Below are 23474 nucleotides of genomic sequence, written 5' to 3'. Positions count from 1 at the left end.
TTTGTGCGAAACGTGGTCCCAACAAGAAGAACGGGGGCCACAATGTTTGGGTTCAGGGGACAGGGGAAAGGTTTGGCGGTTGCCGCCATCCTGTTTGCGACGTGCGTGTCGGCCAAGGCCGGCGACGTGGTCTACGCCAGCCTGGGTGACGTCGCGCGTTCGCCGATCGGCTGGGTCGAGTTCTGTGCCGACAGTCCCGCCGAATGCCGCGGCGGCAAGACGCAACCGCGCGACATCGTGATGTCGCAGACCGCTTGGCGCGACCTCGTGCGGGTCAACAAGTGGGTGAACGAATCCATCAAGCCGATGACCGACATGGATCATTGGGGCGTGATCGAGAAATGGTCGTTGCCGACTGACGGTTACGGCGACTGCGAGGACTACGTGCTCCTGAAGCGCAAGATGCTGATGGACGCCGGCTGGCCGCGCGAGGCGCTGTTGATCACGGTGGTCCGCGACAAGAAGGGCGAAGGCCACGCAGTGCTGACGGTGAAGACCGACAAGGGCGAGTTCGTTCTCGACAATCAGAACGAGAGCATCGTCGCCTGGACGGAGACCGGCTACCGCTTCGTCAAGCGGCAATCGCAGAGCGATCCCAATGTGTGGGTCTCGCTCGGTGACAACCGCCCCGCAGTTTCAACCGCCAGCTCGCGCTGAGCGGCAACAAGGAATCGAGTTCGCGACCCGGTCACATCCCCACCCCTCCCCGTCCCAGACCGGTTCGCGCGCGGCCAGGCTTCCCCCAAAGCCTGGCCGCAACCATTTTGGGAGACGCTGCGGCCGCTGATCAGAAGAAGCGCTCGAGGAACGCTGCCGTCTCGTCGGTGATGCCGACGATCTTGTTGGTGGCCTGGCGATAGAATTTGAAGTTGAGCTCGGTCTCGGGCCGGCCGTCATCCCAATCCTTGAAGCGCTTGAGCTGGTCGCGTCCGAGCGGCTGCCGCGCCAACGCGACGCGCGTGACCGCGATGCCGACGCGCGGCGTTTGCCTGGCGATGCCGGCCTTGCGCGGCACCGCCTCGGCCGCGGTGACGATCCCACGCGCGATCAGGCCCTTGCCGCCCTCGTTCTCGCTCGCGAACAGGAACACGACGTCTCCCGTGACGATCAGCTTGCCGCCATACATGGTCTTCTGCGCCACGAAGGTGAACGCCTTCGCCCGCGGCTCTCGGATCTCGGTCTTGATCGCAAACGCCATCGCGTTCCCTTCGCGCCGGTTCGCCCGGCCGTCCGGCGGACCGAGGCTTGACATCCTAGCACCGGCCTTGTTGAATTGAATTCAATTCAGTTGTGGACACACGATGGGCGCGACGAGCCTCGGGACACGCGACCGGCTGCTCGCGGCGGCCCAACAGGAACTGATCGAAGGCCATGGCCACCTCGAGATGCAGGCGGTCGCGAAACGGGCGCGGGTCTCGGTCGGGCTCGCCTATCACCACTTCGGATCGAAGGCCGGCCTGATCGCCGCCGTGGTCGAGGATTTCTACCAGCGCCTCGATGAGGCGCGTTCGGCGGCGCCAAGCTGTCCGCCACCAGTTGGGCGGACCGGGAGAAGGCGCGGATCGGCGTCTATGTCGCCTTCCACTATGAGCACCCATTCGCGCCGCTCGTGATCGGCCCGCTGAGCCGCGCGGTCGAGGTGCTCGACGTCGAGACCGCCTTCACCAGACGCCAGCTTGCGGCCGGTGCACGCATGCTCGAAGCCGCGCAGCGCGACGGGATCGTGCCCGCAGACCTCGACCCTCATCTCACCATCGCACTGATGATCGGCGGCATCCGTCAGGCGCTGATCGGCGCGTTCACGGGCGAACGGAGGCCGGATCCGGCCAGGCTCACCTCGGACATCTGGGCCTTCATGGCCGCCGCGCTGCGCTTGCCGGCCGGCCTCCCGCCCAGCAAGTCAAAGGCGACGCGGCGCAGCCGCTCCTAACGTTCAACTTTAACCCCAAGGTCGGTGGCCATCTTGTTCAACCCGCACGATTTTCACACGCCGCAATCGTCCTACGCCAAGCCGGATCTGCTGCGCTCGAGCGCGGGCGGCTATTTCGGCCCCGGCAACGCGCAGCTGCCGGCACCGCCGATGCTGATGATGGATCGCATCACCGATATCGGCATCGACGGCGGCGCCTACGGCAAGGGCCGCGTCGCCGCCGAACTCGACGTTGCGCCGGATCACTGGTTCTTCGCCTGTCACTTTGCCGGCGACCCGGTGATGCCCGGCTGCCTCGGCCTCGACGCGATGTGGCAGATCATCGGCTTCTGGCTCGGCTGGTCGGGCTCGCCGGGCAAAGGCCGCGCGCTCGGGGTCGGCGAGGTCAAGTTCAGGGGGCACATCACGCCGGACGTCAGGCTCGTGCGCTACGAGGTCGACATGCGTCAGGTCCGGCGCGGCCGGCTGGTGCTGGGGGTCGCCGACGGCCGCGTGCTCGCCGACGGCGCCTGCGTCTATCTGGCAAAGGACATGAGGGTCGGCCTGATCGCGCCCGCGGGCTGAGCCACAGTCCCGTTTTGGGGCAGAAGCCCCGGAACTTGCGGCGACTTTTGCCACCCCCCATGCCATCGGCTTGACGCCCCGGGTTTTGCCCGCGGCGAGGTTGTGCTATTTCGAACCTTTCAATTGATGTCCGGTTCTGGTCGCATGGTCGAACTTGCCCCCCGGAATTCGCAAGCCGGCAGCCTCATTGGCGTGCAGCCGATCGCGATCGGCGCCGTGGCGCTGGTGCTCGTGCTGTTCGGATTCGGCTCGATCGCGCTATGGCGCAGCTTCGGCGGCAACGTGCCCGAGACCGATCGGATGGTCGCCGCCCGCCAGCTACAGGCGCGGACCGCCCAGGTCTCCGAGGCCTTGGTGGAAAAGACCAAGGGGATGGAGCTGACCCAGCAGGAATCGATCGACCAGTTGCAGGAGGTGCAGGACCAGCTTCTGACCATGCGCAAACAGTTCGCCGCGCAGCAGGCCGACGCCAAGAAGCTGTCCGATCAGGTTGCCGCACTGACCGAGCAGGTCGAAGGGTTGCGCCAGTCGCTGGCGAGCGCGCAGGCCAACGAGCCGAGCGCAGAGCCCGAGCCGCGCAAGCGCTCCAAGGCCACCCGCAGCGCCAACCGGAAGCGCCACAGATCGCGCAGTTGACGGCCGTCCCGGCCGCCCCTCACCCGGCGACGGGCGCGGCCATCAAAATGGACCAATCCCCCAATAAGATCAGCAGCTAACGTGGAACTTTCGGAACTCGGGCGGGCCGTCGGCGGCCTCCTACTAGTGCCCGTTACCGTGAATTAATCCGCACTTTGTGAACTGCTTCACATATCCGACCTCGAATCCGAGTCATCCTTAATCACCGGATGGCGTGAGCCGATTTCAATATCCGGGGCTGGCAAAGGTCGTTGACGGTATACTACGTCGACGGCCTTGTTTTTTGGGCGCAGCAATCCCGGTCTCGCAACCATCCCATCAAGCCCCCGCTCCCGGCACGCGGCTGAAGCAACGCGGCGTGCCCGGCTGACGGGCTCTGCATCTGCGGCATCGCCAAGGTTGACACCGCGACGGACGGCGCTACCGCCTACTTGAGGCGATCGCGCATGACACGGCCGCCCTTCTGCCGCAGGCGCGCAAGCTGCGGCTCGAGCTCGTGCAGCATGTAGACCAGCGCAACGGCAAGGCTCGAAACAATCACCATGAACAGCAATGTCAGATCGGGAATGGTCAGCATCTCGGATGTCCTCTGAGGCCCGGCTCCAACCGCAGTCGGACCATGTTTTCGCGACGCGCTCACGCGCACACTGCCGTCACGCAAAGCAAGCTGCATACCAATGCGCGACGGCCCCGGCACCAACACGCCGAGGCCGCGCCAATCATTCCAAGACCATCAGCATGGCGATCGCATGGACCGGCCATGCGTCAGCGGATGGCTCAGTTGCAAACCTGCACGGGCCGGACTTGCCAGCCATACGGCGTCAGCATGCGACGACGCACGACGTAACAGCCGCCGTCACCGTAGCCATAACCATAGCCGTAGCCATCGTCGTAGCCGTAACCGGCGTAGTACGGGTTGTTGTAGTAGCCGTAGTAATCGTAGGCGCCATAGCCGAGCCCGAAGCCGATCGCCGCCGCAGCGAACGGATAGCCCCAGCCACGCCGATAGTAGCCACCGTGCCAGCCGCCGCCACGCCAGCCACCACCGTGCCAACCGCCACCGCCGGCCCAACCGCCACCGCCCATGGCGTGGAAGGCGCCGCCATGGAAGCCGCCGCCACCGTGGAAGCCACCGCCACCATGAAAGCCACCACCACCGTGGAAGCCGCCGGCAGCCGACGCGGTGTCGACCGTGAACAGGCCGACCGAGGCCGTCGCCAGCAAGGCGATCATCGTTTTACGCAACATCACCCGTTACTCCTCTTTTCCAGGCTTTTCTTTCAAGCCTCCTCTGCCGCGTCCCGCGCATGCTAACCCAATCTAGGATCGCCACTGCCGACGCGCGCCTATGTCGCGCTCACTTCTGCGCGACCGTATTGATCGAGAACAAAAGCTAACAGCCGCGGCAGATGCCTTTCAGCCGGTGCTCGACGGCCTTGTTCTCGTCGGCAATTGCCTTGTCGAAGCTTTCGCTCGACGCCGCGCCGGTCGTGACGCCCTCACCGGTGTTCAGACGGCCGGAGGATTGAGCCGTGCCGGCGCTGTTGGTGCCTGGCGGCGGTGACGTGACTTGCGGCGACGTCGGGCTGACCGTCGGAGGACTGGCGGTCCCGCTGCCGCTCCCCGTGCCTTGGGCGACGGTCGCTGCGGGCGCCAGCAGAATCGCAATTGTCGCGAGCGCGGCGGTGGCGGATAATTTGCGCATGGCACTTCTCCCTTGCTGGCATCAACGGGTCCGCAAGACGCTGGTTCCGACGGGCGTTGAAGCAACAAGATTTGGGAGCAATGCAATTTGCGCAAGCTGATCGAATTTGACGACGATACCGCCGACAAGCTGAAGCAGCTTGGGCGCGACCGGATGGCGACCTTGCAGGAGCTCGCCGACGAGGCCTTCGCCGACCTGCTCAAGAAGCACGGTATTCCGATCGACCTGAAGGATGCGCTGCGCAAGAGCGCAAGACTTCAGGAGGCAGCAAAGCCTACCCCCGCAGCAGCGAAGGCTGCACGCAAGCAGGGCCGGAAGCGTTGAGGTCTCAGCCGATCTTCTTCAGCCCGGCTTTGTACTGCGGTCCCCTGATCGCATAGGACTTCGCCGGCCGCGACAACGCCTCCGCCTGCGCGGCGTCGAGCGTGCGCACCACGCGCGCGGGCGCACCGATGATCAGGGAGTTTTCCGGAAACTCCTTGCCCTCGGTGATGACGGAGCCGGCGCCGACCACGCTGCCGCGCCGGATGCGCGCACCGTTCATCACGGTCGATCCCATGCCGATCAGCACGCCGTCTTCCAGCGTGCAGCCGTGCACGATCGCGTTGTGGCCGATGGTGACGTTGTTGCCGATGGTCAGCGGAAAGCCGGGATCGACATGCAGGGTCGAATTGTCCTGGACGTTGGAGCCTTCGCCGATCTCGATCCACTCATTGTCGCCGCGCAGCACCGCGCCGAACCAGACGCTCGCTCCCGGCTTGAGGCGCACCTTGCCGATCACGACTGCATTGTCGGCGATGAAATAGCTGCCGTCAGCGGGAAGATCGGGCCCCTGCCCGTCGAGTTCGTAGATCGCCATCGAGGTCTCCTTGGATCAGAGGAGACCTTGGCACAGCGGCCGACATGGTTTCAAGCAACCGCGACCACGATCCGGCGCGGGTCGCGATCGGATCAGCCGAGCACACCCGCAGCGCGCAGCGTCATCATGAAGAAGGTGCCCGACATCAGGCTCCAGAAGCCGGAGATGACGGTCGCCATCATCACGAACTCGAAGCGGCGGCGCTCGATGCGTGCGCCGCGCAGCGTGTTGCGCATGATGATGAAGGGTGCGGCGAAGACGAGGAACGGGACCGCGGCGAAGGTCTTCGGCGCCACGCCCTCCTGCAGCAGGCCGAAACCGGCCGGGCGCTCCGCCATCGCCTGATAGCCGCTCGCCAGTGCGCCCGCGAACGCAAAGCCGATGAAGAGCGAGAACAGGGAATTCAAGGTATCGGGCGACATCGGGAACTTCCACTACGCAACTGGCGACTGGCCCCTGCTTCGCAGAATTGGCTGCCGGCCGCCACATCATCCTTAAGGAAAGGTTAATCCGGCCCGCCTGGCTTGGCGTTTGCGCATGGCCATTCGCCGAGGGATTCCGTTGGAATCGTACGGAAATTGCTCGCCTCATGGCATATTCGGCAGGTGATTCGACCACCCCCGACCCGGTCTTTGCCTCGTTCATGACGCTTCTGTCGACCGCCCAGCATCTCGCCCGCGACACCCGCCGCAATCCACGCGCGCATCTCGTCCCGATCATCGCCTCGGCGGTCATCGCGGCCGGCGCGATTGCGCTCGTCGCCTACCTGTTGTGGCCGACCTATACGACCATCCCGGTGAGCGATCCGTCGCGGCTGCCGGTCAGCGTCGGCGGCACGCTGTTCAACGTGCCGACGATGGCGGTGCGCATGAAGATCCAGCGCCATTCCGGGCCGCAGGAGCGCGTCGATCTGAGCTTCCTCTATCCGTCGCTGGAGGCGCCCGCCGCGCCGAAGCACTACAGCGCCGACACGGTCGAGGACAAGGTGCAGCCGATCGACCGGATCTTCGTGTCGATCGCGGCCCACCACGATTCACTCGCGCCGGACATGCGGCTGCGCACGATCTATCCGCGCTATCTCGACGATCGTGCGAATACCGATGACGGCCTGACGGCGCGCGCGTTCCGCGAGGGCACGCCCTATGGCGGCGAGGACCTGTACACCGCGGCCGAGCCGCAGCTCGTCGCGCGCTGCACGCGCGACACCTCGACACCCGGCATGTGTCTGAGCGAGCAGCGCATCGAGGGCGCCGATCTGACTTTCCGCTTCCCACGCAGCTGGCTCGCGCAATGGCGCGACATCGCCACCGCGATGATCCGCCTCTCCGCGCAGATGCACAGCGCGAAGGGGTAACCTGTTCGTCACTGCGAGCATCGCAGTGACGACTTAACAAGCAGAGGCTGTTCCGCCTTACTCGGCCAGGTCTTCTTCCAGGATGGCCATCTGGAACTGGAACGAGCGATCATCGTCCTCGTCGTCGACGAACAGCACGCCGATGAACTCCTCACCGATATAGACCTCGGCCGAGTCGTCCTTCTTGGGCCGCGGCACCACGCGGATCTTGGGATTGCTGAACACGCGCTTCAGATACGCGTCGAGCTTCCTGACTTCCTGAACGTCCACGGCCGTCTCCAATCGGGTCGATGATTTTCGGGGAGGTTTTAGGACGAGACGGCAAAGATCGCCAGAGCCTTTTCAGGCTTTGGCGACGTGATGTTGAGCACACGCAAAAATGCGCTGCCGATCAGAAAGCGAATGAAATCAAAGACCGATCGCGTTGAGCATCTGGTCCATGGTGCGCGAAGGTTCGGCACAGCCGGCCTCGCCGACGATTTTGGCCGGCACGCCTGCGACCGTGACGTTGTGCGGAACAGGCTTGACCACGACGGAGCCCGCCGCGATGCGCGCGCAATGGCCGATCTCGATGTTGCCGAGGATCTTGGCGCCGGCGCCGATCAGCACGCCGTGGCGGATCTTCGGATGGCGATCCTCGTTCTCCTTGCCGGTGCCGCCGAGCGTGACGCCATGCAGGATCGAGACATCGTCGTCGATGACGGCGGTCTCGCCGCAGACGAAACCGGTGGCATGATCGAGGAAGATGCCGCGGCCGATCCTGGCCGCCGGATTGATGTCGGTCTGGAACACTGCCGAGGAGCGGCTCTGCAGATAGAAGGCAAAGTCCTTGCGGCCCTTCTGATAGAGCCAGTGCGCCAGACGATGGGTCTGCAACGCATGAAAACCCTTGAAGTAGAGCAAGGGATCGATGAAGCGCGAGGTGGCGGGATCGCGGTCATAGACGGCGACGAGATCGGCGCGGAACGCGTTGCCGATATCGGGTTCGTCGCGCAGCGCCTCGCCATAGGTCTGGCGGATCAGATCGCCCGACAGCGCGGCGTGGTCGAGCCGCTCGGCAATGCGATGGACCACCGAATCTTCCAGGCGCTCATGATGCAGCACGGTCGCATAGATGAAGGATGCGAGCTCCGGCTCGCGCCGCAAAATGTCCTCCGCCTCGCCGCGGATCCGATCCCAGATCGGATCGAGCGCCGCGAGCTTGCTCCCCTGCGGATTGACCTGATGAACTGCCATAGCTGCTCTCGCAATTCGGTTGTTCTGATGTGCGTTATAGCACGGTGGACCCAGCGCGTCCCGGGAGGGCTCGGTACGGTAAACCCACCCCTACGCCCCCGGACCGGCGTCTAAGGGAGTTGGTCGGGATTTTGCCGAAATCAAGCCGTGCTTCTGCAACTATTGGCGGATTTCGTCTGCAGTGTGGTTTTGGGCATGGTCGGCCCCAATAAAAGGGGGAAACATCATCAATACCCGGACGTTACGCGGCCGCCTGACCGATGCACGGTCGGTCTGGATCGCCACCATCGCCATTCCCCTCCTCCTGCTCGCGCCTGCCTTCTGGAACGGCTATCCGCTGCTCCAGTGGGATACCGGCGGCTATCTGGCGCGCTGGTATGAGGGCTATCTGGTACCGAGCCGGTCCACGGTGTTCGGCATCTACCTCCATGCCGGCGAGACATCCGGCTTCTGGCTCAACCTCGGCATCCAGACGCTGGCGACGCTGTGGATCCTGCAACTGACCCTGCGCGCGTTCGGCCTCGCCCGGCCGGTCCGGCTGATCGCGATCAGCCTCGCGCTGATCGCAACCACCGCCCTGCCCTGGCTCGCCAGCATGCTGCTGACCGACATCTTCGCCGGCCTTTCTGTGCTCGCGCTCTTCATCCTCATCCTGCAGGGCGACAGGATTTCGACGCTGGAGAAGGCGGTGCTGTTCGCCTTCGTCGCGTTCTCCGCCGCGACCCACAGCGCAACGCTCGGGGTGCTGTTTGGCCTGTGCTGCGTCGGCTGGATGCTGCGGCCGTGGCTCGGCCGGCGCGTCCCGATCGCAGGCCTCGTGCAGGGCAGCCTGACCATCGTCGCGGGCGCGGCGATGCTGTTGGCGGCAAATTTCGCGCTGTCCGGACAGCTGGCGTGGACGCCCGGCGGCATCGGCGTCGCGTTCGGCCGCATGCTGCAGGATGGCATCGTCACGCAATATCTGCGCGACAACTGCGCGAAGGAGACCCTGAAGCTCTGCCCCTATCGCGACGAGCTGCCGCCGACCGCCGACGACTTCCTGTGGGGCCACAGCATGTTCAACACGCTCGGCCGCTTCCAGGGACTGAATGACGAGATGGGCTATATCGTGAAGCGCTCGCTGGCCGAATATCCGGCATGGCAGGCCAAGGCGGCGCTGACCGCAACCGCCGACCAGCTCATGCATGTCGCGACCGGCGAAGGCACCAGCGGCTGGATTCCGCACACCTACGGCATCATCGAGCGCTACATTCCCGCGCAAGTCGCACCGATGCGCGCGGCGCGGCAACAGAAATGGCATCTCGACTTCACCGCAATCAACCGCATCCACGTGCCGGTCGCGCTGGCCTCGATGCTGCTGGTCGTGATCCTGTTGGGCCGCGGCTTGTGGCAGCGACGGCTCGACGATCTGACGCTGCTGGCCGGAACGGTGACGCTCGCTCTGCTCGGCAATGCCGTCATCTGCGGCGTGATCTCGGGGCCGCACGACCGCTACGGCGCGCGCATGGTGTGGGTCGCGACCTTCGTGGTTCTGATCGCGGCGGCGCGCGCCTTCGCCAAAGACGATGCCGAGAACGACGCCGACGAGCTATTTGCGCTGCGACAGGAAGTCGATGACGCCGGTCTTGTAGACCTTGTCACCGACCGCCCGCATGTGGTCGCGGTTCGGAATGTCGAGCACCCGCGCCAGCAGGGATGAGATCGAGCGGATCAAAGTAACCGCGGCGACAGCATCTCGCGTTCCCAGCGCAGCATGAAATCCAGCTGCCCGGCGATCCAATCGGCCGGCACGGCCTGCTCGCCCCATTCGTGGATACGACTGGCCCACTCGCCGAGCAGCCAGATATGGCGGATCGGAACGAAGAGATGGACCGCTTCGAGATCAACGTGCCGCAATTCGCGTGCCGCGCGGTAGCCGCCGATGAACGCGTGCCATGCGGCATGGTGCTTCCGTCCGAAGATGACGCAATTCCAGAGAAACACGGCGAGGTCGTAGGCCAGATATCCGGCGCCACTCTCATCGAAATCGAAGAACACCGCTTGTCCTGCGCGTGGCCCTTCAACTGCGATGTTCGCGTTGTATCCATGGCAGTCGCCATGGCAGCGCGTCCAGCTCAGCCCGTCACGCTGCGCCAAATCCGCCGACAGGCGCGCCGCCAGATCGGTCAGACCCGCGCGGGTAGCCTCGCTCAGACACTCGAGCGCCAGGATTGCCGAGAGCGGACGGCGCACGAGATGATCGAGGTCCAGCCGGTATCGCCCGCTGTCGCCTGATGGAAAGCCATCGGCGACATCGTGGACGCGCGCCAGCGTGATCCCGTTTGCCCTGGCATCGTCGGCCGATTGCGTTGCTTGCGACGCCCGTCCCCCGACATGGCGAAACAGGACAGTGCAACGCTGTCCTTCCGGAAACGGCGCTGACGTGAATAGCGCGCCGCCGCGCGTCGGAATGGCGGTCGCCACCGGGATGTCGCGTCGATCCAGATAGGCGAGAAACGCCGTTTCGGTGGCCACATCCGGCTCCCCGCGCGCGCGGGGTTTCGAAATGCGCAGGATGGACCGGGCGTCGCCATTCGCGCGGATTTCGAAGACGTCGTTCCAGCCGCGGACCAGTAGCTTGCATTCAAGCGGCCCGGGCAGAGCGTAATGCGCCGAAACGAACTGAGCCACCGGCTCGGCAAGCGGCGTTGAATAGAGAACTGGAAGTGTCGGTGAAGCCACCTTGACTACTCCTTGCCATGAACAAACGCATCAAGGCCCGTCCAGGGACGGGCCAGCGGTGTGTCATCGGCTCAGAAGTCGGAGAGAACCCCGATCAAGATCGGCATGAGAATACCCTGGCAAGCAGGCAAACAAGCTATCATGCAGCCGCGGGATCGTCCACGGCAGCGAATTGGATCGGCGTAGCTGCAGTCACTCGCTCAGGCGCGTCGGCTGAGGAAATCCAGCACGCCGGTCTTGTAGACCTTGTCACCGACCGCCCGCATGTGGTCGCGGTTCGGAATGTCGAGCACCCGCGAACCCGGAATGATCCGGCCGAGCGCTGACGCCGAGCCCGCAATCTCGTCCTTGCTGCCGACCGCGATCAGAACCGGCACGCCGATGCCGGCGGCCTCCTCGTGCGTCATCAGGCGGCGCGAGCCGCGCAGGCAGGCGGCGAGCGCGCGCCGATCGGAGCGGGTCTGATCGGCGAAGGCGCGGAAGGTGCGGCCGACCGGATCGGTGACATCGTCGAGCGACGGCGCCTCCAGTGCCAGCGCGACGGTCTCGCCGGGGCCGCCGCCCTCGATCAGCCCGATGCCGATGCCGCCAAGGATCGCCGAGCGCACCCGGTCGGAATTTTCCCGCGCCAGGATCGCGGTCATCCGCGAGCCCAGCGAATAGCCCATGATGTCGGCGCGCGCGATGCCGAGATGATCCATCAGCGCGACCACGTCGCTTGCCATGATCGCGATCTCGTACTGCGCGGCGTCGTAGAGCTTGGCGGATTCACCGTGGCCGCGATCGTCGAGCGCGATGACGCGACGGCCCGCCTTGACGAGCTCGGACACCCAGGTCGGATAGATCCAGTTGACGTTCTTGCTCGAGGCAAAGCCGTGCACCAGCACGATCGGTTCGCCCGCGCCTTCGTCGATATAGGCAATTTCAACATCGCCGTGATGGAAACTCGGCATCATCGATTCCGTATTGTTCTCGGGATTTTTCTTGGGATTTCTGTTGTTGCGATTGGCGATCGACCGGCGACCGCAAGCTTAGCCCTGAGCAGGAATACTCGCCAGCGCGGCCTGGGCGGTCATCTGCCGCTTCAGGCGCAGGGCCTTGCTTCGTCTCAGCCACCACGCCGTGGTTCGCTCGGTGGTGGCCTTGATCGACGACAGGAAGCCGAACAGCGCAAGCAGCGCGCCGAACAGCCACATGGTGAGATTGAACGTGCCGGCCACGAGCAGCAGCGCGCCGCGGCCGAGCAGTTTCATGATCGCGCGGGTCTGGCCGCCCTTCACCTCGGCGATGCGGGCCGCGCGTGCGATCTCCTGCGGGTTCTCCGCGACCTTCAGCGTGTCCCGCGCGGCGCGAACGCCGGCCGCTTCACCGATCCGCCCGACATCCTTGGCGACACGCACCAGCGCGCCGGCCTTCTCGGCGCGGAACGCCGCGCGAATGGCGGTTGCGGTTTCCGCCGGCCGCAGCACCGAGCCCGATGCGACCGCCTCGCGCAGCGCCGGCTGGTCGACCATCTCGCGGGTCGAGCGCCCGGCCCATTCGATCATCCCCTCGCTCAGCCGTCCCGCCTTGCGCGTGTCCTTGACCAGCGTCAGCCCCGCGCGCAGCGGACCGGCGCCGCCGACCGACACGTAGGTCGCCGCGGTCACGGCGAGACCGGCGGCCGCAAGGCCGAGCACCAGCTGATCGGTGTCCTCGCCCATCACGAGGTGCTTGCCCTCGCGCACGACATCCCTGACATCGCCGAACACGAACAGGTCGCCCGCAACCGTGCCGGACAGGCTCGCGACATCGTCGGCGTTGCCGGTCACGAGGCCGGTGGCGAAGCCCTTGGCGAAATGCGCGGTGGACGACTGCTCGGCGCGCGCGTCGTCGACGCGCTTTGTGAGTTCCGCACTCAGCGCGATGTTCTTCTCGCCTGCGAGCGCGACAAAGCTGGCCGCAAGATCAGCGTCCCCGGAGGCGAGCGCCGCCTCGATATTATCCTCTATCAACGCCGGGTTGTTGCGCAGCACGGAATTGATCCTGAGGTCGGCGAGATCAGCGGCATCATCCCGTGCCGACAGCACGGTACCAGCGTCGCGGGCATGCGGCCAAATAGCTGCGCCCATGGCAGCACTTACCGCCAGGCCAGCCACCGCAACGCCGAGCCGCAACCCGTTCATTCCGCTTGAAACCTCAAGTTTAATTCGCCTTGGACATAGTGTGCCGTTTTGCGACACAACGGCTCCGACCAAAGAAGGGCTTCTCTGGGACGACAAGATTGTGTCGAATTTGCATGAGCAAATGAGCCATCGGGGCTCTAGGAATCAACTGTTCCCGCCAGTATGGTGCGCGGCATTTCGCGATGCCGCATGCTGTTGATTGCGTCTGCCCATCGTTGCCACCAAGGTGAGAATATGTCCGACCACGTCGTCCCGCACTTCCATAACGATGCCGGTGTCTCGGTGATCGAAATCGGATCGCAGGAGTTCATGTGCGTGGGCGCCAACCCGCCGTTCGACCATCCTCACGTGTTCCTCGACCTCGGCAACGACAACGAGATCATCTGCCCGTACTGCTCGACGCTCTATCGCTTCGCGTCCGACCTCGCTGCCGGCGAAGCGCGGCCGCCGGAATGCGTGCTGAAAGACAAGGTCGCCTGACCGCTCCGTGGCGCTGACGCGAACCGTCATCGTTGCCGGCGCCGGAATCGGAGGACTGACGGCGTCGCTGACCCTGGCGGCACAGGGTTTTCGCGTCGTGGTGCTGGAAAAGGCCGAGCGGCTCGAGGAAGCCGGCGCCGGCATCCAGATCTCCCCCAATGCCAGCCGTATCCTGGTCGAACTCGGGCTCAAGGAGCCGCTGGCGCGGCGCGCGGTAACGCCTGAATCCGTCAACATCCTGAGCGCGCGCTCCGGCGGCGCGATCGCACGGATGCCGCTCGGCCAGGCGGCCGAGTTCCGCGCCGGTGCCCCCTATTGGGTGATCCACCGCGCCGATCTGCAGGCCGCATTGCAGGCCGCCGTCAACGACCATCCCGATATCGATCTGCGGCTCGGCTGCCAGTTCGAGGACGTGACCAAGCACGCCAAGGGCCTGACGGTCGTGCAGCGCCGCGGCAATTCACGCCAGGAGGAATTGGCCGTTGCGCTGGTCGGCGCCGACGGCATCTGGTCGTCGGTACGCGGACATTTGTTTCCGGATGTGCAGCCGCAATTCTCCGGCCTGATCGCCTGGCGCGGCACGCTGGACGCAACAGCCTTGCCCCGTGAACACACCGCGCCGCGCGTGCAACTCTGGATGGGCCCGGACGCTCATCTCGTGGCCTACCCGATCTCCGCCGGACGCCAGATCAACGTGGTGGCGATCGTGTCGGGCACCTGGAATCGGCCGGGCTGGAGCGCGCCCGGCGACAGCAACGAGATCAAGGGCGCATTCGCCACGGAGCGCTGGCCTGCCACCGCGCGGATGCTGATCGGCGCGGTCGACAGCTGGCGCAAATGGGCGCTGTTCACCCTGCCCGACATCGGCCGCTGGAGCGAAGGAGCCGTCGCGCTGATCGGCGACGCCGCGCATGCGATGTTGCCGTTTGCCGCACAGGGCGCCGGCATGGCGATCGAGGATGCGGCGGTGCTCGCCAAGGCGTTGGCCGATTGCACCGGCGAAAACACCGCAGGCATTCCCGCCGCATTGAAGCGCTACGCCAAGATGCGGCGCGGACGTGTGCTGAAGGTGCAGCGCATGGCGCGACAGCAGGGCCGCATCTATCATCTGAGCGGACCATTGGCGATCGCGCGCGATCTCGCGATCCGCGCCATCGGTCCGGAGCGCATGCTGGCGCGGCAGGACTGGATCTACGACTGGCGCGCCTGAGCCGGGCGGGCCTGCACGGCAACCGGTTGTCCTGGAAACGTTGATCTAGTGAACAAGGCCTCGCGGGGCGCGCGGCCCCTTCGCAGCCGGCGTGGGCGCTGCGGGTGCGGCGGCGGGGCTGTCCGGCGGGCTCTCATGGCACTTGTTGGCACGCCATGCCTGATCCGCAAGCCTCTGCTGGGAGTGGATCGAGATCAGCTCGTTGCGATACACCATCTCGGAGACCACGGTACCGCCGACGCCGGTTTCCGCCTTGGCCATCAGCTTTTCCTGATCCGTCGCGCGAGCCGCGAGGCTCTTGCGTTCGGTCTCGAGCTGCTTGCAATCATACAGGTCGTATTTGGCGGGATCGGCGAATGCCGACGGCACGCTGTCGCCGATCTGCGCGCAGCCAGAAACGCCGGCGGCCGAGGCGAGCAGAGCAACGAGAACTGCCGCGCGCATCAGATTCGGGCGGCGTGGGGGACGAACAGACATTCGGCTTTCTTAATCGGACAGTGTTGAGATTGCCTAAAGCAGCCGCCGGTGTCCGGATTGAGGCTCAATCGCGGCGGCGCGCTGCTTATCCCAATGCGCGGCCGCTGAGGCAAATGGAATTGCAGGCCACAGCTTAAGCCTTTGAAAGCGCACCTGTTAGCAGCGGATAATGACAATTCCACTCGGCCACCAAACGCGCTAGAAATCGGCGCGCCTTGGAGCATGATCCGGAAAGGTGGAAACCGGCTTTCCGAAAAGATCATGCTCAAACAAGAAGGTGAGATCGTGATGCGTTTCCGCGGAAACGGATCACGATCTGGCAATGCGGACGTGGCGGAACTGGTAGACGCAAGGGACTTAAAATCCCTCGACGGCAACGTCATGTGGGTTCGAGTCCCACCGCCCGCACCAACCATCTGACCCGCCACTTGCCGGCAGGCCGACGATCGTTGCAGGCACGTCCGCGCGCCGTGCGCAGCGCTACCGCTTTGATTTCCTGGCCTTCGCTTTTCTGGCCTTGGCCTTCTTTGCCGTCTTGGCCTTTGCCGGCTTCTTGGCCTTGGCCTTCTTCGCCGATTTCTTGACCGATTTCTTCGCAGATTTCTTGGCGGATTTCTTGGAAGATTTCTTGGCCGACTTCTTGACTGACGCCTTGGCGGTTCGCTTGGCGGCGGCGACTTTCTTGGGGGCCTTCTTGGCGGCCTTCTTTGCCGCCCCGCCGGCTGAGCCGGCCTGTTGCACCATGCCCCCGCCGCCACCACCGCCTGCGCGTGTCGGACGCGGCGGCACCGGCTCCTCCATCCAGAAGTCCAGTTCCTGCTCCTTGCCGCCGCCGGGCTTCCAGCCGTCGAGCGAATAGATCTGATCCGCATTGCCGCCGCTGCCGAGATAGCCGCGCCAGGAATAGTGGTCGTAGACGCCGTTGATGTGCAGCGCGTAGGCCTGCGCTAGCTTCTTGTTGCCGCGGATGATCACGAGATTCTCGTCATTCTTCTCCGAGGCGGCGACGGAGAAATTGTGCGATCCGGTGATGACGGCGCAATTGTCCGAGAACGGATCGATCACGATGGTCTTGGAGTGCACGATCGCGATCATCCCGGCGCTGCGGATTTGAGACACGCTGAACTCGACATCGGCCCATGACGGCTCGTTCGTGGCGTTGACGCCATGTGGCAACTGGACGTCGTCATGGAAGGATTGCGCCGGTGCGCCTGATTTCACGACCTGGCCGCCGACCGAGACGATGTCGCCGTTCTTGCTGGCCATCATCGTCGACACCACGCCGCGGACGTAGACGTCGTTCTGCTGTGCGCGGTCGAGCAGCGCGCTCAGCAGCGGCGATTGCCCCGGCATGAACATCAGGAAGAGAGCGCCGTCCTTGGCGTTCTTGATCAGGTCCAGCACCGGCTTGAACTCCGCCTCGCCGTTGGTCGCGGCGAAGTAGACCGAGATGTTGCTGTCGCTGGTCGGAGTGGAATTCGACGCCTTCAGGGCGGGCGGCATCGCGTTGCCGGCGGCGACCAGCTTGCCCCACTGATCGAGGTAGCGCTTGGCGATCGCCGCATTCTCGATGATCAGCACATTGTTGAGCTGCGTGCACAGCCCGGTGGTGGTCCAGTTCGTGCTGCCGGTCAGCACGCGGATGGCGTTGCCGTGCGCGTCGCTCTCGACCACGAACTTGTTGTGGACGCTGGGCGACGACCTGCCGGCATTCGACAGATCGCGATGCTTGACCGTCAGGCCGGCGCCGCTGAGCTCGCCCGCGATGTTCGGTTTGGTCGCGCTGCCGTTGCCGAGCAGGACGTTGCCGCGGCTTCCGAACGGCTTCAGCGCACCGACCAATTCCTCGTCGTTCATCTCGTAGATCGCGGCATGCACCTGGCTGCCGCGCAGGTCGGCATCGTGCAGAAACGCCAGGATCTCGTGCAGGGCGTCGCCTGACAGATAGCGCCGCGCCTGGTTTGCCGGATCGGAAAGGCCGTTGACGAAATTGCGCAGCGAGGCGTCGGACGTATCGCCATGCACGAAGCGGCTGACGATCTGGGACATCAGGGTGCCGCGATTGAAATAGGCCGACAGACCGCCGCCCGTATCGCCGGAAGCGACCGTCGGCGCGGTCCACGCCGACACCGAGGCGGGATCGGGCGTGAACGTGCCGTTCGCGCCGTTCTTCATCGCGGTGACGCGGTAGGAGACGTTCTCGGTGTCGATAACGCTGTGATCGGTCCAGATGCAGCGCCGGAACGGCGATTGGGTCGAGGAGATGCCGGCGTCCGCCACCGGCTTCTCGCCGGGCTTCGGCGGAATGCGGTTGGACAGCACGGTCGTCTGCTGCGTGATGTTGTTGCGCCGCTCGAGCTGGAAACCGACCCAGTCGTTCGACCAGGTGTCCGGCTGCCAGGCGATCAGGATATCATCGGCGTTCGCGTAGGCCTTGACATTGATTGTCATGATCATTTCCCCGAGGCTGGGTGAATCCACAGCTGCGAAACAATGGACACTGCTCACGCACGGCTGAAGCCGTATGTCTTCGGACTGCGCCGATAACGGCCCGTAGCACATTACCTCGGTAACCCAAGGTAGTTTGTGAAATAGACGACAACTGCCATGCAAATCGCCGTGGGCGCGGCGACCGGCGCAAGCATTCGCGCGAACCCTGGTTCGAGCTGCCTGTGCATCTTCCGGACGACACGGCATGCCGAATTGGTATGCCAGGCGGCGTGCTCACGGCCTGGGCAGATCGACGGGGATCGCACGGCCCCCATCACCTCATCGTGTCTTCCACCTGTGGGACGCTTCACACGCCGCGATCGCCGGCTGTGCTAATGCTGACGCGTTGGAAAATTCCGGCCGCACATTTCGCGGCCCTCGCATTCCGAGATCAATTTCTTTGGAGCTGGGCGATGACGATTGCTGATCGCAATCGGATTGCCGGTCGCAATCAGATTGTTCACACCACCGCGCCCGATCGCGGCGCTTCCACCCTCGAGCACGGCGACGACGCGGCGCATTGCAGCAACGGGCTCAATGCACAGACATTCCGCGATGCGCCGCCCGACGAACGCGCGATCTACCAGCGCTGGATCCGCGGCGCAATCACGGCCTGCGTGCTGCTGGCGCTGGCCGCCGGCGCGGCGGTCTGGATCAACGGCGGCGACACCGGACAGACGCAGCTGACGAGCCTGTCGAGCGCGAGCGGCGCGAGATCAGGCCACCTGCCCTAGCGGCCACCGGTTCGGTCCGATCACTGCTTCATTGTCGCGATGCCATAAGCGGCGCATGCCGCATGCCTCGCTGCGCGCGGCGGCGCAAACGAAAATGGCCGGGGACGAGCCCCGGCCACTCCGTTCTGCGTCAAGCCGCGCTTACTCGGACTTGTCGATATTCCAGAAGATCGGCGTCGCCGGGCCGTCGAGCACACCGGTCAGCGACTTCCGCCACGCGCTCGGTCCCTGATACTGGCCGAGCGGGATGTAGATGACCTGCTCGTAGGCTTCCTTCTGGATATCGGCTGCGATCTTCTTCTGCGCGTCGAGCGACGGCGCGCGGACGAAGGCATCCTTCAGTTGCTCGATCTTGGCATCCTCGGCCCAGCCGAACCATCCGCCATTCTTGCCCTGGCCGCCAATCGAGAGGTTGGCGATCGGGTTGGAGACGTCGGCGCTCACCCAGTTGGTGAAGAACATGTTCCAGCCGCCGTCCTTCGGCGCCTTCTGGCTGGCGCGGCGGGTCACCACGGTCTGCCAGTCGGTCGCCTGCAGATCGACCTTGAAGCCGGCGTCGCGCAGCTGCTGGGCAACGACGACCGGCTGCGCCTTCAGCGTGGTGACGTCGCCCGGCGCCATGATGACGACCGGCGTGCCGTCGTAACCTGACTCGGCGAGCGCCTTCTTGGCCGCCGCCATGTCGCCGCCCTTCGCCAGCGTCTCGCCGCCGATCTCCGACGCAAACGGCGTGTCGCAGATGAAGAAGGCGACGCAGGTCTTGTAGTACTTGGGATTGCCGACCAGCGCGTCGAGCACCTGCTTCTGGTTGATCGCCAGCAGCGCCGCCTGGCGAACCTTGATGTTGTCGAAGGGCGGATAGAGGAAGTTCATGCGGCCGAGCGTCTGGAAGCCGAACTTGTTCAGCGTCTCGACCTTCAGGTCCTTGTCGGCCTCGAGGATCGACAACGTGTCGAACGACGGGTTCTCCAAGAAATCGATATCGCCGGACTGCAGCGCGTTCATCGCGGTCTGCGCATCGGCCATCGTGACCCACTCGACGCGGTCGACCTTCACGACCTTGCCGCCCGCGGTCCAGCTCGCCGGCTCCTTGCGCGGCACGTAGTCCTTGTTCTTGACGTAGACCGCCTTCACGCCCGGCTGGAATTCCGCCTGGACGAATTTGAAGGGGCCCGAACCGATCTGTTCCGGAATCGGCTTGTCCGGCGGCGTTTCGGCGAGCCGCTTCGGCATCATGAAGGCGACGCGCGACGACGGCTTGCCGATCGAATCCAGCACCAGGCCGTAGGGCTCCTTCAGCTTCAGCGTAATCGTCTTGGCATCGGTGGCTTCGAGGCTCGCGGTGAAGTCCATCAGCTTCTGGCCCATGCCGTCGACCTTGGCCCAGCGCTTCAGCGACGCGACGCAGTCTTCGGCGGTCACCGGCGCGCCGTCATGCCACTTCAGGCCGTCGCGCAGCGTGAACGTGTAGGTGAGCTTGTCGTCGGACACCTTCCAGTCCGCCATCTGCGGCTGGATCTTGAAGTTGGAATCGGTCGCCACCAGCGTGTCGTAGACCATGTAGCCATGATCGCGCGTGATGTAGGCCGTGGTCAGGATCGGATCGATGACGCGCAGATCCGAATGCATCACCGCAGTGATGGTCTTGTCCGCGGCCATGGCCTGTTGGGTGAACGACAACTCCTGCGGCGCGAACGACAGCGCGACCGCCGCAAATGCCGCCGCTAGCGTGCGACGCTTCCAACGCGAGATAGGGAACATGGAAATCTCTCCTGACGTGTAACTGGTCAAAGCCGGCTTATTCGTTATGCATGCGGTTCGATATTTAGGCGAACTAACATGCTGTATGGCTTGTGAAATCGAGACTTGCATCAAGCGCCAAGCGCGTCAATCGGTTTCGGGCAGGATCAAACGTATACGAACGAATGAACGACAAGTTCGGCGCATTTGACTTTACAAAGTCCTCGCCCGAGCCTTTCGTATAATACGCGAACGCGTATCGGCGCGAACAAGACAACAAGCAAAACAAGAAGAGAGAGAAGTCATGAACCCCGCCAATCTTCCTTTTGATTCCGAAGCGATGTTGCAGGGACTGCGCAGCTGGGTGGAATGCGAAAGCCCGACCTGGGACGCGCGCGCGGTCGAGCGCATGCTCGATCTCGCCGCGCGCGAGATGGCGATCATGGGTGCGACGATCGAACGCATCGCGGGACGCCAGGGCTTCGCAGGCTGCGTCCGCGCCCGTTTTCCGCATCCGAAGCAAGGCCAGCCCGGCATCCTGATCGCCGGCCACCTGGACACCGTGCACCCCGTCGGCACCATCGAGAAGCTGAAATGGCGGCGCGAAGGCAACAAGTGCTTCGGGCCGGGCATCTTCGACATGAAGGGCGGCAACTATTTGTCGATCGAGGCGATCAGGCAATTGGCGCGCGCCTCCTTCACCACGCCGCTGCCGATCACCGTGCTGTTCACGCCCGATGAAGAGGTCGGCACGCCGTCGACGCGCGACATCATTGAGGCCGAAGCCGCGCGCAACAAATATGTGCTGGTGCCGGAGCCCGGCCGGCCCAACAACGGCGTCGTCACCGGCCGCTACGCGATCGCACGCTTCAATCTCGAAGCCATCGGCAAGCCGAGCCATGCCGGCGCGACGCTGTCGTCCGGCCGTTCCGCGATCCGGGAAATGGCCCGGCAGATCATTGCCATCGACGGCATGACCACCGAGGACTGCACCTTCTCGGTCGGCATCGTGCACGGCGGCCAGTGGGTCAATTGCGTCGCGACGACCTGCACCGGCGAAGCGCTCAGCATGGCCAAGCGGCAGGCCGATCTCGACCGCGGCGTCGAGCGCATGCTGGCGCTGTCGGGCACCGCCAATGACGTGACGTTCAAGGTAACGCGCGGCGTCACCCGCCCGGTGTGGGAGCCGGATGCCGGCACCATGGCGCTGTATGAAAAGGCAAAAGGCCTCGCAGCGGCGATGGGCCTCGATCTGCCGCACGGCAGCGCCGGCGGCGGATCGGACGGCAACTTCACCGGCGCGATGGGCATCCCTACCCTCGACGGCCTCGGGGTTCGCGGCGCCGATGCGCATACGCTCAACGAACATATTGAAGTCGACAGTCTCGCCGACCGCGGCCGCCTGATGGCGGCACTGCTCGCGACACTGGACTGATTTGCACTGCACAACACGTTGGCACTGCCGGACCGAAATTTAGCCTTGTCCAATTTTGAGGCTTCGCCTACGGTCCGGCCGTCCAACTCGACGATGCGGGAGAGATCGGAGCGACAACATTCGTGTTGTCAGCTTCGGCGCCGACGGAGCAACCGCCCCGGAAACTCTCAGGCAAAAGGACTGTATCGTCAGGACGATCTGGAGAGAGACGACACGACCGCACATCAAGGGCCGTGACGTCCACCGAAGGGGATAGTTCGCATCTGGCCGAGGCCCGATGCGGATCAAGCTCTCAGGTACCGTGACAGATGGGGCGCTGAAACAGCCGGTTTCACCGGCGGTTCGGCGACTCTAACAACACGGGAGCCTGAAGACCATCATGCGACACATTGCGATCATTGGCGCCGGCATCACCGGCGTAACGACGGCCTATGCCCTGCTCGAACGCGGCTACCGGGTGACTGTCCTCGACAGGCATCGCTACGCCGCCATGGAAACCTCGTTCGCCAACGGCGGACAGCTTTCCGCCAGCAATGCGGAGGTGTGGAACAGCGCCGCGACCATTCTGAAGGGGCTGCGCTGGATGCTCCGAAGCGACGCGCCGCTGCTGATGAACCCGAAGCCGAGCTGGCACAAATATTCGTGGATCGGCGAGTTCGTCGGCGGCATCACGCGCTATCGCAGCAACACCATCGAGACCACAAAGCTCGCAATCGAAGCGCGCAAGCACCTGTTCTCGATCGCACAGCGCGAGAACATCGCCTTCGATCTTGAGCGCCGCGGCATCCTTCACGTCTATCACGACAAGGCCGGCTTCGAGGCCGGCCTGCGCGTCAACACGTTGCTGCAACAGGGTGGGCTCGACCGCCGGCCGGTGACGCCGGACGAAATCCGCAGCATCGAACCCGCGCTGCAGACGGCCTGCTATGGCGGCTTCTTCACGCCCTCGGATGCGACCGGCGATATCCACAAATTCACGCGCGGCCTCGCCGACGCCTGCGCCCGCCGCGGCGCGACCTTCGTCCATGAGGCCGATGTCGACACCATCGCGCGCAGCGACGGCGGTTTCCGCATCGGCTGGAACGATGCCGCCTCCCATGATGCTGATGTCGTGACACGACATGAACTGCAAGCGGACGGAATTGTCGTTTGCGCCGGCGTGGCAAGCCGCCACTTCGCAAGCCTGCTCAACGACCGCGTCAACGTCTATCCGGTGAAGGGCTACTCGATCACCGTGCAGCTCGATGCGCCGCAAAGCCGGGATGCAGCGCCAACCGTCAGCCTGCTCGATGAAGCAGCAAAAATCGTCACCAGCCGGCTCGGCGCCGACCGCTTCCGCGTCGCCGGCACCGCCGAGTTCAACGGCTTCAACCGCGATATCAGGGCCGACCGCATCCAGCCGCTGGTGGATTGGGTGCGGCATCATTTTCCTGGTATCGACACCTCGAAGGTCATGCCATGGGCCGGCCTGCGCCCGATGATGCCGAACATGATGCCGGTGGTGCGCGCGGGGCGGATTCCTGGCGTGTTCTACAACACCGGCCACGGTCATCTCGGCTGGACGCTGTCGGCCGCGACGGCACAGATGATCGCGGGTGCGATCGATGACTGGCGCGACCTCGACACGCCTTCAATGGTGCCATCGCAGGTCGGTGCGACCGAGCCCGCCCGCGCAGCTTTCCCCTAATTATCCGACCGGAGAGGAAGAATATGTGCGTATTTGCGTGTGTCCAAGTCC

At 64.6% G+C, this 23474-nt stretch carries 27 protein-coding genes, 1 tRNA gene and 2 riboswitches; of the genes, 14 read left to right on the top strand and 14 right to left on the bottom strand.

Going from position 1 to position 23474, the window contains the following annotated elements; all coding sequences use genetic code 11:
- Nucleotides 1-42 precede the first annotated feature (42 nt).
- Complete coding sequence (locus tag ALC15_RS00355) at nucleotides 43-657, top strand: transglutaminase-like cysteine peptidase (RefSeq protein WP_050625578.1); 615 nt, start codon at nucleotides 43-45, stop codon at nucleotides 655-657.
- Between the two features lie 130 nt (nucleotides 658-787).
- On the opposite strand, the gene ALC15_RS00350 is transcribed toward ALC15_RS00355, so the two are convergent.
- Nucleotides 788-1198, bottom strand: coding sequence for a hypothetical protein (locus tag ALC15_RS00350; RefSeq protein ID WP_050625814.1), 411 nt, complete (start codon nucleotides 1196-1198; stop codon nucleotides 788-790).
- Between the two features lie 103 nt (nucleotides 1199-1301).
- Here ALC15_RS00350 and ALC15_RS41255 point away from each other — a divergent pair, with 103 nt between their 5' ends.
- The 4 genes from ALC15_RS41255 (at nucleotide 1302) to ALC15_RS00330 (ending at nucleotide 3130) form a co-directional block, all read left to right on the top strand.
- Nucleotides 1302-1613, top strand: coding sequence for a TetR/AcrR family transcriptional regulator (locus tag ALC15_RS41255; RefSeq protein WP_050625577.1), 312 nt, complete (start codon nucleotides 1302-1304; stop codon nucleotides 1611-1613).
- Complete coding sequence (locus ALC15_RS41250) at nucleotides 1610-1930, top strand: hypothetical protein (protein ID WP_050625576.1); 321 nt, start codon at nucleotides 1610-1612, stop codon at nucleotides 1928-1930. The genes ALC15_RS41255 and ALC15_RS41250 overlap by 4 nt, the downstream gene beginning before the upstream one ends.
- Nucleotides 1931-1963: 33 nt before the next feature.
- On the top strand, nucleotides 1964-2494 hold the full coding sequence (fabA, locus tag ALC15_RS00335) for a bifunctional 3-hydroxydecanoyl-ACP dehydratase/trans-2-decenoyl-ACP isomerase (RefSeq protein ID WP_050625813.1): 531 nt from the start codon (nucleotides 1964-1966) through the stop codon (nucleotides 2492-2494).
- A gap of 144 nt (nucleotides 2495-2638) precedes the next feature.
- Nucleotides 2639-3130 carry a hypothetical protein gene (locus tag ALC15_RS00330; protein ID WP_050625575.1) on the top strand — a complete coding sequence of 164 codons (492 nt, stop codon included), beginning with the start codon at nucleotides 2639-2641 and terminating at the stop codon, nucleotides 3128-3130.
- A 427-nt stretch (nucleotides 3131-3557) separates the two neighbouring features.
- Here ALC15_RS00330 and ALC15_RS44680 read toward each other — a convergent pair whose 3' ends face one another.
- The 3 genes from ALC15_RS44680 to ALC15_RS00320 form a co-directional block, all read right to left on the bottom strand.
- Nucleotides 3558-3707, bottom strand: a complete 150-nt coding sequence (locus ALC15_RS44680; RefSeq protein ID WP_167350123.1) for a hypothetical protein — start codon at nucleotides 3705-3707, stop codon at nucleotides 3558-3560.
- Between the two features lie 200 nt (nucleotides 3708-3907).
- Nucleotides 3908-4378: a hypothetical protein gene (locus tag ALC15_RS00325; RefSeq protein WP_050625574.1), complete on the bottom strand. Its 471-nt coding sequence runs from the start codon at nucleotides 4376-4378 to the stop codon at nucleotides 3908-3910.
- 145 nt (nucleotides 4379-4523) lie between these two features.
- Entirely contained in the window at nucleotides 4524-4835 is a 312-nt protein-coding gene (locus tag ALC15_RS00320; RefSeq protein ID WP_050625573.1) for a hypothetical protein, read from the bottom strand.
- Nucleotides 4836-4922: 87 nt separating this feature from the next.
- Here ALC15_RS00320 and ALC15_RS00315 point away from each other — a divergent pair, with 87 nt between their 5' ends.
- Nucleotides 4923-5159 carry a hypothetical protein gene (locus ALC15_RS00315; protein ID WP_050625572.1) on the top strand — a complete coding sequence of 79 codons (237 nt, stop codon included), beginning with the start codon at nucleotides 4923-4925 and terminating at the stop codon, nucleotides 5157-5159.
- Nucleotides 5160-5163: 4 nt separating this feature from the next.
- Here ALC15_RS00315 and ALC15_RS00310 read toward each other — a convergent pair whose 3' ends face one another.
- Together ALC15_RS00310 and ALC15_RS00305 are read right to left on the bottom strand one after the other, a co-directional pair.
- Entirely contained in the window at nucleotides 5164-5694 is a 531-nt protein-coding gene (locus tag ALC15_RS00310) for a gamma carbonic anhydrase family protein (protein ID WP_050625571.1), read from the bottom strand.
- 92 nt (nucleotides 5695-5786) lie between these two features.
- Nucleotides 5787-6116 carry a DUF6949 family protein gene (locus ALC15_RS00305; protein ID WP_050625570.1) on the bottom strand — a complete coding sequence of 110 codons (330 nt, stop codon included), beginning with the start codon at nucleotides 6114-6116 and terminating at the stop codon, nucleotides 5787-5789.
- 221 nt (nucleotides 6117-6337) lie between these two features.
- Between ALC15_RS00305 and ALC15_RS00300 the strand changes: the two genes are divergently transcribed.
- Nucleotides 6338-7048: a hypothetical protein gene (locus ALC15_RS00300; protein WP_050625812.1), complete on the top strand. Its 711-nt coding sequence runs from the start codon at nucleotides 6338-6340 to the stop codon at nucleotides 7046-7048.
- 57 nt (nucleotides 7049-7105) lie between these two features.
- On the opposite strand, the gene ALC15_RS00295 is transcribed toward ALC15_RS00300, so the two are convergent.
- Both ALC15_RS00295 and cysE read right to left on the bottom strand, forming a co-directional pair.
- Nucleotides 7106-7318: a DUF3126 family protein gene (locus ALC15_RS00295; protein ID WP_021077729.1), complete on the bottom strand. Its 213-nt coding sequence runs from the start codon at nucleotides 7316-7318 to the stop codon at nucleotides 7106-7108.
- 138 nt (nucleotides 7319-7456) lie between these two features.
- On the bottom strand, nucleotides 7457-8284 hold the full coding sequence (gene cysE / locus ALC15_RS00290) for a serine O-acetyltransferase (protein ID WP_021077730.1): 828 nt from the start codon (nucleotides 8282-8284) through the stop codon (nucleotides 7457-7459).
- Between the two features lie 181 nt (nucleotides 8285-8465).
- Here cysE and ALC15_RS00285 point away from each other — a divergent pair, with 181 nt between their 5' ends.
- Nucleotides 8466-9983 (top strand): hypothetical protein, encoded by a 1518-nt coding sequence (locus ALC15_RS00285; RefSeq protein ID WP_050625569.1) that lies wholly within the window; start codon nucleotides 8466-8468, stop codon nucleotides 9981-9983.
- A gap of 11 nt (nucleotides 9984-9994) precedes the next feature.
- On the opposite strand, the gene ALC15_RS00280 is transcribed toward ALC15_RS00285, so the two are convergent.
- The 3 genes from ALC15_RS00280 to ALC15_RS00270 all read right to left on the bottom strand — a co-directional run bounded on the left by ALC15_RS00280 (nucleotide 9995) and on the right by ALC15_RS00270 (nucleotide 13170).
- Entirely contained in the window at nucleotides 9995-11005 is a 1011-nt protein-coding gene (locus ALC15_RS00280; RefSeq protein WP_050625568.1) for a phosphotransferase enzyme family protein, read from the bottom strand.
- Nucleotides 11006-11205: 200 nt separating this feature from the next.
- The gene (locus ALC15_RS00275) at nucleotides 11206-11958 is read right to left on the bottom strand and encodes an alpha/beta fold hydrolase (RefSeq protein WP_050625811.1); all 753 of its coding nucleotides are present in this window, start codon (nucleotides 11956-11958) and stop codon (nucleotides 11206-11208) included.
- Between the two features lie 78 nt (nucleotides 11959-12036).
- A complete protein-coding gene (locus ALC15_RS00270) occupies nucleotides 12037-13170 on the bottom strand; it encodes a hypothetical protein (protein ID WP_050625567.1) in 1134 nt (377 codons plus the stop codon).
- Between the two features lie 234 nt (nucleotides 13171-13404).
- Here ALC15_RS00270 and ALC15_RS00265 point away from each other — a divergent pair, with 234 nt between their 5' ends.
- Together ALC15_RS00265 and ALC15_RS00260 are read left to right on the top strand one after the other, a co-directional pair.
- Entirely contained in the window at nucleotides 13405-13650 is a 246-nt protein-coding gene (locus ALC15_RS00265) for a zinc-finger domain-containing protein (protein ID WP_018272338.1), read from the top strand.
- Nucleotides 13651-13657: 7 nt separating this feature from the next.
- On the top strand, nucleotides 13658-14860 hold the full coding sequence (locus tag ALC15_RS00260) for an FAD-dependent monooxygenase (RefSeq protein WP_050625566.1): 1203 nt from the start codon (nucleotides 13658-13660) through the stop codon (nucleotides 14858-14860).
- A gap of 45 nt (nucleotides 14861-14905) precedes the next feature.
- On the opposite strand, the gene ALC15_RS00255 is transcribed toward ALC15_RS00260, so the two are convergent.
- Complete coding sequence (locus tag ALC15_RS00255; RefSeq protein ID WP_244485855.1) at nucleotides 14906-15304, bottom strand: twin-arginine translocation pathway signal; 399 nt, start codon at nucleotides 15302-15304, stop codon at nucleotides 14906-14908.
- 357 nt (nucleotides 15305-15661) lie between these two features.
- On the opposite strand from ALC15_RS00255, the gene ALC15_RS00250 reads away from it, so the two are divergent.
- Nucleotides 15662-15748 (top strand) — tRNA-Leu (locus ALC15_RS00250).
- Between the two features lie 69 nt (nucleotides 15749-15817).
- Here ALC15_RS00250 and ALC15_RS00245 read toward each other — a convergent pair.
- Nucleotides 15818-17788 carry a phospholipase D-like domain-containing protein gene (locus ALC15_RS00245; protein ID WP_200914626.1) on the bottom strand — a complete coding sequence of 657 codons (1971 nt, stop codon included), beginning with the start codon at nucleotides 17786-17788 and terminating at the stop codon, nucleotides 15818-15820.
- A 452-nt stretch (nucleotides 17789-18240) separates the two neighbouring features.
- On the opposite strand from ALC15_RS00245, the gene ALC15_RS00240 reads away from it, so the two are divergent.
- Nucleotides 18241-18561 (top strand): hypothetical protein, encoded by a 321-nt coding sequence (locus tag ALC15_RS00240; protein WP_128089384.1) that lies wholly within the window; start codon nucleotides 18241-18243, stop codon nucleotides 18559-18561.
- A 141-nt stretch (nucleotides 18562-18702) separates the two neighbouring features.
- Here the strand turns inward: ALC15_RS00240 and ALC15_RS00235 are convergent, their stop codons facing one another.
- Complete coding sequence (locus ALC15_RS00235) at nucleotides 18703-20322, bottom strand: ABC transporter substrate-binding protein (protein WP_050625563.1); 1620 nt, start codon at nucleotides 20320-20322, stop codon at nucleotides 18703-18705.
- Nucleotides 20323-20605: 283 nt separating this feature from the next.
- On the opposite strand from ALC15_RS00235, the gene ALC15_RS00230 reads away from it, so the two are divergent.
- Both ALC15_RS00230 and ALC15_RS00225 read left to right on the top strand, forming a co-directional pair.
- Nucleotides 20606-21736, top strand: coding sequence for a M20/M25/M40 family metallo-hydrolase (locus ALC15_RS00230; protein WP_050625562.1), 1131 nt, complete (start codon nucleotides 20606-20608; stop codon nucleotides 21734-21736).
- An 86-nt stretch (nucleotides 21737-21822) separates the two neighbouring features.
- Nucleotides 21823-21929: riboswitch (glycine riboswitch) on the top strand.
- A 3-nt stretch (nucleotides 21930-21932) separates the two neighbouring features.
- A riboswitch (glycine riboswitch) is annotated at nucleotides 21933-22046 on the top strand.
- A 69-nt stretch (nucleotides 22047-22115) separates the two neighbouring features.
- Complete coding sequence (locus tag ALC15_RS00225) at nucleotides 22116-23423, top strand: D-amino acid dehydrogenase (protein ID WP_050625561.1); 1308 nt, start codon at nucleotides 22116-22118, stop codon at nucleotides 23421-23423.
- Nucleotides 23424-23474 lie beyond the last annotated feature (51 nt).

Origin of the sequence: Bradyrhizobium viridifuturi, from assembly GCF_001238275.1 — a bacterium.
GTDB lineage: Bacteria > Pseudomonadota > Alphaproteobacteria > Rhizobiales > Xanthobacteraceae > Bradyrhizobium > Bradyrhizobium viridifuturi.
The sequence above is the reverse complement of the archived record's forward strand: the minus strand, read 5'-3'. Positions and strand labels throughout refer to the sequence as shown.

Bases quoted from the DNA above. Each gene is read 5' to 3' on its own strand.
- ALC15_RS00355 (WP_050625578.1), top strand. From the start codon at position 43: ATGTTTGGGTTCAGGGGACAGGGGAAAGGTTTGGCGGTTGCCGCCATC.
- ALC15_RS00350 (WP_050625814.1), bottom strand. From the start codon at position 1,198: ATGGCGTTTGCGATCAAGACCGAGATCCGAGAGCCGCGGGCGAAGGCG.
- ALC15_RS41255 (WP_050625577.1), top strand. From the start codon at position 1,302: ATGGGCGCGACGAGCCTCGGGACACGCGACCGGCTGCTCGCGGCGGCC.
- ALC15_RS00330 (WP_050625575.1), top strand. From the start codon at position 2,639: ATGGTCGAACTTGCCCCCCGGAATTCGCAAGCCGGCAGCCTCATTGGC.
- ALC15_RS44680 (WP_167350123.1), bottom strand. From the start codon at position 3,707: ATGCTGACCATTCCCGATCTGACATTGCTGTTCATGGTGATTGTTTCG.
- ALC15_RS00325 (WP_050625574.1), bottom strand. From the start codon at position 4,378: ATGTTGCGTAAAACGATGATCGCCTTGCTGGCGACGGCCTCGGTCGGC.
- ALC15_RS00320 (WP_050625573.1), bottom strand. From the start codon at position 4,835: ATGCGCAAATTATCCGCCACCGCCGCGCTCGCGACAATTGCGATTCTG.
- ALC15_RS00310 (WP_050625571.1), bottom strand. From the start codon at position 5,694: ATGGCGATCTACGAACTCGACGGGCAGGGGCCCGATCTTCCCGCTGAC.
- ALC15_RS00305 (WP_050625570.1), bottom strand. From the start codon at position 6,116: ATGTCGCCCGATACCTTGAATTCCCTGTTCTCGCTCTTCATCGGCTTT.
- ALC15_RS00300 (WP_050625812.1), top strand. From the start codon at position 6,338: ATGACGCTTCTGTCGACCGCCCAGCATCTCGCCCGCGACACCCGCCGC.
- cysE (WP_021077730.1), bottom strand. From the start codon at position 8,284: ATGGCAGTTCATCAGGTCAATCCGCAGGGGAGCAAGCTCGCGGCGCTC.
- ALC15_RS00275 (WP_050625811.1), bottom strand. From the start codon at position 11,958: ATGCCGAGTTTCCATCACGGCGATGTTGAAATTGCCTATATCGACGAA.
- ALC15_RS00270 (WP_050625567.1), bottom strand. From the start codon at position 13,170: ATGAACGGGTTGCGGCTCGGCGTTGCGGTGGCTGGCCTGGCGGTAAGT.
- ALC15_RS00265 (WP_018272338.1), top strand. From the start codon at position 13,405: ATGTCCGACCACGTCGTCCCGCACTTCCATAACGATGCCGGTGTCTCG.
- ALC15_RS00255 (WP_244485855.1), bottom strand. From the start codon at position 15,304: ATGCGCGCGGCAGTTCTCGTTGCTCTGCTCGCCTCGGCCGCCGGCGTT.
- ALC15_RS00245 (WP_200914626.1), bottom strand. From the start codon at position 17,788: ATGACAATCAATGTCAAGGCCTACGCGAACGCCGATGATATCCTGATC.
- ALC15_RS00240 (WP_128089384.1), top strand. From the start codon at position 18,241: ATGACGATTGCTGATCGCAATCGGATTGCCGGTCGCAATCAGATTGTT.
- ALC15_RS00235 (WP_050625563.1), bottom strand. From the start codon at position 20,322: ATGTTCCCTATCTCGCGTTGGAAGCGTCGCACGCTAGCGGCGGCATTT.
- ALC15_RS00230 (WP_050625562.1), top strand. From the start codon at position 20,606: ATGAACCCCGCCAATCTTCCTTTTGATTCCGAAGCGATGTTGCAGGGA.
- ALC15_RS00225 (WP_050625561.1), top strand. From the start codon at position 22,116: ATGCGACACATTGCGATCATTGGCGCCGGCATCACCGGCGTAACGACG.